The sequence below is a fragment of the Pararhodobacter sp. CCB-MM2 genome (genome assembly GCF_001691415.1).
Lineage (GTDB): Bacteria > Pseudomonadota > Alphaproteobacteria > Rhodobacterales > Rhodobacteraceae > Pararhodobacter.
In genome coordinates, this window is sequence record NZ_LRRR01000024.1 from 63763 (window position 1) to 70693 (window position 6931).

The following is a 6931-nucleotide window of genomic DNA, read 5'->3' on the forward strand; positions in this document are numbered from 1 at the left end:
TCACTCGGCCGCCAATGCCGGTTTCGGGGCCAGACGACCGGCCATCAGGTCGCAATACCAGTCGATGAACTGGATCACGCCCTCTTCTTGGATCGGCGAATAGGGTCCGGGTTCATAGGCCGGGGACAGGATGCCTTTCTGGTTCTCCTCGACGACCTGACGGTCCTCATCGTTGGTGGCCAGCCAGACCTCGGTGAGGTTGTTGAGATCGTAATCCACTCCCTCGACCGCGTCCTTGTGCACCAGCCAGGTCGTGGTCACTTCGGTTTCCGTCGGGCTGATCGGCAGCACCCGGAAGGTGATCGCGTGATCGCCGAGGAAGTGGTTCCAGGTGTTGGGGTAGTGGTACATCAGCAAGCTGCCCGCGTCGTAGAAGGGCATCGAGCCCATCTTCTTCGTCACCGCGTGCTTGGTGTCCATCGTGTAGCTTTCCGCGTTGTTCAAAAGCGGAATGCGCGCCAGACGCCACTGGAACGCCTTGTCGAACACGAAGCGCGACGGCAGGCCGGCGGCCTCGCAGCGGTCCCAATGGGTCAGGATCTCAGGGCTGGCGGAATGCGGGCCGTCCATCGCGGCGATCTTCGGGTTGTCCGAGAAGGTCCGGCACAGCGAGGGATGCGAGCCGCCGCAATGGTAGCACTCGCGGTTGTTCTCCATCACCAGCTTCCAGTTGCCGTTCTCGACGATGGTCGAGCGATGGGCGACCTTGGCGTCGTTCAGCCCCGACGGCGCGAGGTATTGCATGGCGTTCTTCGCCAGCTCGCCGATGGCGGGCGGCACCTCGGCGAGGCAGATGTAGATCAGCCCGCCCATATCGAGGCAATGGACCTTCTTCAGGCCGAATTTCGACGGGTCGAAATCCTCGCCCATGTCGCGGGCGAACAGCAGCTTGCCCTCGAGGTCATAGGTCCACTGGTGGTAGGGGCAGACCAGATTGGCGGTCAAGCCATGGGCATGCGAGCACAGGCGCTGGCCGCGGTGACGGCAGACGTTGTGGAAGGCACGGATGCGCTGGTCCTTGCCGCGGATCACCACGACCGGATAGGCGCCGACCTGCAGCGTCGCGTAATTGCCGGGCTTCGGCAGTTCGGCGGCGGGCACGGCAAACAGCCATTCGCGGTACCAGATCTGTTCCAGATCGGCCTGATAGGTGCCGGGATCGCAATAAAGCTCGCGATCGAGGGCGTAGTTCTTCTTCCGCGACTGGATGTGGCTGAGCACGTCCTGATGGCCGAGCATGATGTCCTCGCAATTCCCGCGCATAGGGCACGGTCGGCTGGCAATGGCTGCGGAGGACAGGGCCGGGCGACGGGGGGAGGAGGGGAGGACCCGACGCGCCGATCCACCGCCCACCGCGGTTTTACGTTATCGCGCAAGGCTGGTTTCCGGGCTTCGGGTCGGGGCCGATGGCCCGGGCACGACACCTTCCCGGGCTCCTCCACCCAGTGGTGATTGTCGTGCCGCGTCTCCCGTTACCGTTGCGGGGGCAGCGCCGGGATTGCACCGGCTTCCCAATTCTCCGCTGTCGCCAGCGGCACCTTACCCCAGAACGGTAACAGGGGTCCGCGCGACACCTTTCACCAAAAGCGACTTTGCACGCGTGGATTACGAAGGGGCGACACTTCTCTCTCGATCCAAGGCAAGGCTGCCCGCGTTTTCCGCGATGACCGGATCAGGGGACCCGTTCAGACCGGCGCCGGCACCTGCTGACCTTGCACGAAGGTTGCTGCCGTCACCGCCACCTCGGCCGCCATCGCGTCGGGATCCAGCGGTTCAGGGGCGTCCTTCAACCAGCGCACCACATGCCACATGAGGCCCCCGGAAAGCACCCGTGCCAGCGTCTCGAACGACACGCCCGAGGCTGCGCCGAGACGCTCGAACGGCTCCAACTGCATGCGCGACGCGAGCAATTCGACGATCGCGGAATAGAGGTCCGGCGACGAGGCATGGTCCAGAACTTCACGGTAAAAGCGCCGATGGGTCGCCAGATGCTGCAACAGCGGGCAGAGATGCTCCTCGATCTGCTGGCACATCAAGGGGAAGCTTGCCCCGGCGGGATCATCCAGCGCAGGCTTGTCCGACATCGCCGCATCCAGCCGCTGCAAGGCCGCGCGACGGGCCAGCGCCATGACGTCCGGCGCGTGCTGGTAGAAGGTGGGACGCGAAACACCGGCCTCGGCCACCACGCGGGTGATCGACAGGCCCGACAGCCCCTCGGCCTCGATCAGCCGGGTGACGGATTCGATTAACGCCTCCAGTGTACGCTGGAAGCGCGGATCTTCGCTTCTCTCCGCCGTTTTCACCACATCCCTCTTGCATCAAAATCCGCAGTCACTATTTTACAATCGTAAATCAGTCACCGCAACCGCCCGAGTCGCCCTTTTCGCGACAGGGCAAAACGGACGGAAACCCGCCATGTCGGCCAAGATCGTCGTTCCTCAGCCTCCCGTCAAACCGATCATCGGCAATCTGCCGCAAATCGACAAGGACCGCCCGGTTCAGAGCATGATGGCCCTGGCCGAGGAATATGGCCCGTTCTTCAAGATGCAGATCCTGAACAAGGAGATCTACCTCGCCTCGTCCCAAGAACTGGTGGACGAGCTGTGCGACGAGACGCTCTATGCCAAGCGAGTGCACACCCCCCTGCAGGAGATCCGCGCCTTCGCCAAGGACGGCCTGTTCACCGCCCATAACGACGAGCCGAACTGGGCCCGCGCGCATAACATCCTGATGCCGGCCTTCGGCCCGATCGGCGTGCGCGACATGTTCCCGCAGATGCTGGACATCGCCGATCAGATGTTCACCCGCTGGGAACGTTTCGGCGGTGGTACCGTCGTCGATGTCGCGGACAACATGACCCGCCTGACGCTGGACACGATCGCACTGGCCGGCTTCGACTACCGTTTCAACAGCTTCTACCGCGACGAAATGCATCCCTTCGTCGGCGCCATGGTCGGCGCCCTGAAGGAGAGCGGCCTGCGCGGTCGTCGTCCCGCAATCGTCAGCAAGATGATGCGCAAACGGGCCAAGCAATACGAGGCGGACATTGAGCTGCTGAAGAAGGTCGGCGCCGAGCTGATCGCCGAGCGCCGCGCCGATCCGAACGCCGCGACCAAGGACGACCTGCTGAACCGCATGCTGAACGGGCGCGACCCGAAGACCGGCGAGGGTCTGTCGGACGAGAACATCATGTACCAGATGATCACCTTCCTGATCGCCGGGCATGAGACGACCTCGGGCCTTCTGTCCTTCGCCACGCTTCTGATGCTGCAGAACCCCGCCGTTCTGGCCGAGGCCCGCGCGCAGGTCGACCGCGTGCTGGGCGACCGGATGCCGACGCTGCAGGACCTCAACGATCTGCGCTATCTCGATCAAGTGCTGATGGAGACCCTGCGTCTCTGGCCGACCGCACCCGCCTTCGGGCGCTTCCCTCACAAGGACACCCTGCTGGGCGGCAAGTACCCGCTGACCCCCAAGGACACCGTGCTGGTTCTGATCCCGACGCTGCACCGCGACCCCGCCGTCTGGCCCGAGCCCGAGGCCTTCCGGCCCGAGCGTTTCGCGCAGGACGCTGCCGCGCAGTTGCCGCCGAACGCCTGGAAGCCCTTCGGCACCGGCGCGCGCGCCTGCATCGGCCGCCCCTTCGCCATGCAGGAAGCCCAGCTGGTGCTGGCAATGATGCTGCAACGCTTCGATTTCGAACTGGCCGATCCGGATTACAAGCTGGTCGTGCATGAGACGCTGACCCTGAAGCCCGAGGATCTGCGCATCCGCATCACCCCGCGCCGGGCCCGCGCCGCGTTGCAGACCGCCGCCGCGCCCGTGGCCCGCAAGGCCGCCGCCCCCGCCCCGGTCGCCAAGATTGCCGCCGATGCGACGCCGCTGACCGTGGTCTTCGGCTCGAACACCGGCTCCGCCGAGGGCTTTGCCCGCCGCATCGCTGACGAGGCCCCGGCGCATGGCTTCGCCCCCCGGCTGATGCCGATGGACGACCTGACCGGCGCCCTGCCGACCGAGGGCGCGCTGGTGGTGGTCACGGCCTCTTACGAAGGCCAGCCGCCCGACAACGCCGTCACCTTCGTGCCGCATGTCGAGGCTCTGGGCACCGATGCCGTCGCCGGGCTGAAGACTGCCGTCTTCGGCTGCGGCAACCGGCAATGGGCCCGCACCTGGCAGGCGATCCCCACCCGCGTCGATCAGGCGCTGACCAAGGCCGGGGCCGAAAGCCTTCTGCCGCGTGGCGAGGGCGATTCCGGCGGAGATTTCTTCGGCACCTTCGAGGATTGGATCGCCGATCTCTGGCCCGCGCTGGCGAAAGCCTTCGGCAAGGAAGCCGTGACCGCCGCCCCCCCTGCCCTCAGCGTCGAATTCGTCGAGGGCCAACGCGAAACCCTGCTGCATCTCGGTGAGTTGCAACCCGGCGCGGTGATCGAGAACCGCGAGCTCGTCGACATGTCGGGCGAGGGCGCGCGCTCGAAACGTCACATCGAGATCCGGCTGCCCGAGGGCATGCGCTACAAGGCCGGCGATTACCTCGCCGTGCTGGCCCGCAATCCCGAGGCTCTGGTCGATCGGGCGCTACGCCGCTTCGGTCTGACCGCCGACCGGCTGATCGTCCTGCACCGCGAGGGCGCGGGCTCGTCCCTGCCGCTGGACTATCCGGTCGCCGTGGGCGAGGTGTTCGGCGCCTATGTCGAACTGGCACAACCGGCCAGCCGCGCGCAGGTGACCCGCCTCGCCGCCCTGACCCGCTGCCCGCCCGAGAAAGCCGCGCTGGAGGCCCTCGCCGCGGGCGACTACGAGGCCGAGGTTCTGGGCAAACGCCTGAGCGTGCTCGACCTGCTGACCCGCTTCGAGAGCACGCCGCTGGATCTGGCCGAGTTCCTGTCGATGCTGCCGGCGATGCGCGCGCGGCAATATTCGATCTCGTCGTCGCCGTTGTGGAAGCCCGATCATGTCACGCTGACCGTGGCCGTGGTCGACGCTCCCGCCGCCTCGGGTCTGGGCCAATACCGGGGCGTCGCCTCGACCCACCTTGCGGCCCTGCAGCCGGGCGACCGCGTGGCGGTGGCCGTGCGCCCCTCGGCCCCGCGCTTCCACCCGCCGGCGGAAGCTGCGCTGCCGATGGTGATGATCTGCGCCGGCTCCGGCCTCGCCCCGTTCCGCGGCTTCCTGCAGGAGCGCGCGATGCGGAAGGCCGCGGGCGAGACGGTCGGCAAGGCGCTGCTCTATTTCGGCACCAACGACCCGGCGGTCGATTACCTGTATGAGGACGAACTGAAGGGCTGGGAAGCGCAGGGCATCGTCGAGCTCCGCCCGGTGTTCACCAACCGCCCCGAGAACGACTGGCGCTTCGTGCAGCACCGCCTCTGGGACGAGCGGGACGAGGTGGCGACGATGTTCGGCGAGGGCGCGCTGTTCTTCACCTGCGGCGACGGCAAGTTCATGGCCCCCGCCGTGCGCGACACGCTTGTGCGGATCGTCGAGGAGAAGTCCGGACTGAAGGGCGACGACATCCTCGCCTGGGTGGCGCGGGTGGAACATGACGAAGGGCGCTACACCGCCGACGTCTTCGCTTGAGATTGACAGGGCCGGGTTCACCCCCGGCCCTTACTCTTGGGTGGTTGCACTCGGTCGATGGCTCGGGTCCTATGCCCCAACCCAGAGGCGCGCATGATCCCCTTTCCGCACAACATCGACGAGGACACCTTCGAGCATTGGCGGATCGATCCCGCGCTTTGGGGCCCGGTGGCCCAAGGCCTTGCTGCGACATTGGGCTTTCCGGTCCATGAGCCAAAGGCCTTCCGCACCGGCACCAATCTGGTCGTCGATTTGAACGGGACGATGATCCTGAAGCTCTTCCCGCCCTTCTATCGCGCGCAATACGAGGTTGAGCGTCTGGCCCTGCGCCAGCTAGAAGGCCGCCTCACATTGCCGATCCCGCGCATTCAGGCCGAGGGCGCGCGCGACGGATGGTCTTGGCTGGTGATTTCGAAGCTCGAGGGCGTCGCTGGATCGGAGGTCTGGCCCGATCTCACCGACCCCGAGCAACTTCGGATCTTGCAGCAGATCGGCCGGGCCATCGCTGAAGTGCAGGTGGTCGATCCCGGCCCCCTCGCCGCGCATTGCCCGTCCTGGCCCGATTTCCTGGCCCGTCAGGCCGAGAGTTGCCTCGCCCGCCATCATCGCCAGGGCCTCGCACCGTGCTTCCTTGCCGAAATCCCGGCGCTGCTGGCCAGCGCGCCTTCGGTGCTCCCTCCGGTCGAGCGCCCGGTGATCCTGACCGGAGAATGGGTGCCCGAGAACCTGCTTCTGTCGCATGGCCCCGAAGGCTGGGAATTGACCGCGCTCATCGATTTCGGCGACGTGCTGGTGGGCCCTGGTGACTACGATCTGCTCGGGCCCTCCTGCTTCATCTGCTGCGGCGTCCCCGAGCGACTGAGCGCCCTTCTTGCAGGCTTCGGCTCCGCTGCCCCAGTGCTCGACCACGCGCTGCGGCAACGCCTGCTCCTGCTGATGATGCTCCACCGCGCCAGCGACCTGCGCAACATCGCGATCGAGGGATGGGAGGCAAAGGTGTCGGGTCTTGATGAGCTGTCTTTGCTGCTTTGGCCGTCGATCTGAGAACGTTCCCAAAGGCCAATACGAAGAAAGCGCCCCGTGGGGCGCTGCGTAGATCTTTGATCTTGCGGTATTTTTTTGGTTGCGGGGGCAGGATTTGAACCTGCGACCTTCAGGTTATGAGCCTGACGAGCTACCGGGCTGCTCCACCCCGCGACAGGGTTGTCTGTTCGGTGGTGTTATCATCGTTATAGAGAGGCTGTTTCTTATCGAGTTTGGCGGTGACCTACTCTCCCACGTCTTAAGACGCAGTACCATTGGCGTTCCGGCCCTTATCCATCGAGTTCGGGAAGGGATCGTGAGTTTAGCC

At 65.7% G+C, this 6931-nt stretch carries 4 protein-coding genes, 1 tRNA gene, 1 rRNA gene and 1 riboswitch; of the genes, 2 read left to right on the plus strand and 4 right to left on the minus strand.

The window, feature by feature from the left end; genetic code table 11:
• A complete protein-coding gene (locus BCY78_RS18505; protein WP_068304833.1) occupies positions 1–1239 on the minus strand; it encodes an aromatic ring-hydroxylating dioxygenase subunit alpha in 1239 nt (412 codons plus the stop codon).
• Between the two features lie 119 nt (positions 1240–1358).
• Positions 1359–1557: riboswitch (cobalamin riboswitch) on the minus strand.
• Positions 1558–1685: 128 nt separating this feature from the next.
• Complete coding sequence (locus tag BCY78_RS18510) at positions 1686–2303, minus strand: TetR/AcrR family transcriptional regulator (RefSeq protein WP_068304834.1); 618 nt, start codon at positions 2301–2303, stop codon at positions 1686–1688.
• A gap of 112 nt (positions 2304–2415) precedes the next feature.
• On the opposite strand from BCY78_RS18510, the gene BCY78_RS18515 reads away from it, so the two are divergent.
• The gene (locus BCY78_RS18515) at positions 2416–5580 is read left to right on the plus strand and encodes a cytochrome P450 (protein WP_068304835.1); all 3165 of its coding nucleotides are present in this window, start codon (positions 2416–2418) and stop codon (positions 5578–5580) included.
• Positions 5581–5673: 93 nt separating this feature from the next.
• The gene (locus BCY78_RS18520) at positions 5674–6624 is read left to right on the plus strand and encodes a phosphotransferase (protein ID WP_068304837.1); all 951 of its coding nucleotides are present in this window, start codon (positions 5674–5676) and stop codon (positions 6622–6624) included.
• A 76-nt stretch (positions 6625–6700) separates the two neighbouring features.
• Here the strand turns inward: BCY78_RS18520 and BCY78_RS18525 are convergent.
• Positions 6701–6777, minus strand: a tRNA-Met gene (locus BCY78_RS18525).
• Between the two features lie 57 nt (positions 6778–6834).
• Positions 6835–6931 (minus strand): 5S ribosomal RNA (gene rrf / locus BCY78_RS18530); the annotation flags it as partial.

Bases quoted from the DNA above. Each gene is read 5' to 3' on its own strand.
- BCY78_RS18505 (WP_068304833.1), bottom strand. From the start codon at position 1,239: ATGCTCGGCCATCAGGACGTGCTCAGCCACATCCAGTCGCGGAAGAAG.
- BCY78_RS18515 (WP_068304835.1), top strand. From the start codon at position 2,416: ATGTCGGCCAAGATCGTCGTTCCTCAGCCTCCCGTCAAACCGATCATC.
- BCY78_RS18520 (WP_068304837.1), top strand. From the start codon at position 5,674: ATGATCCCCTTTCCGCACAACATCGACGAGGACACCTTCGAGCATTGG.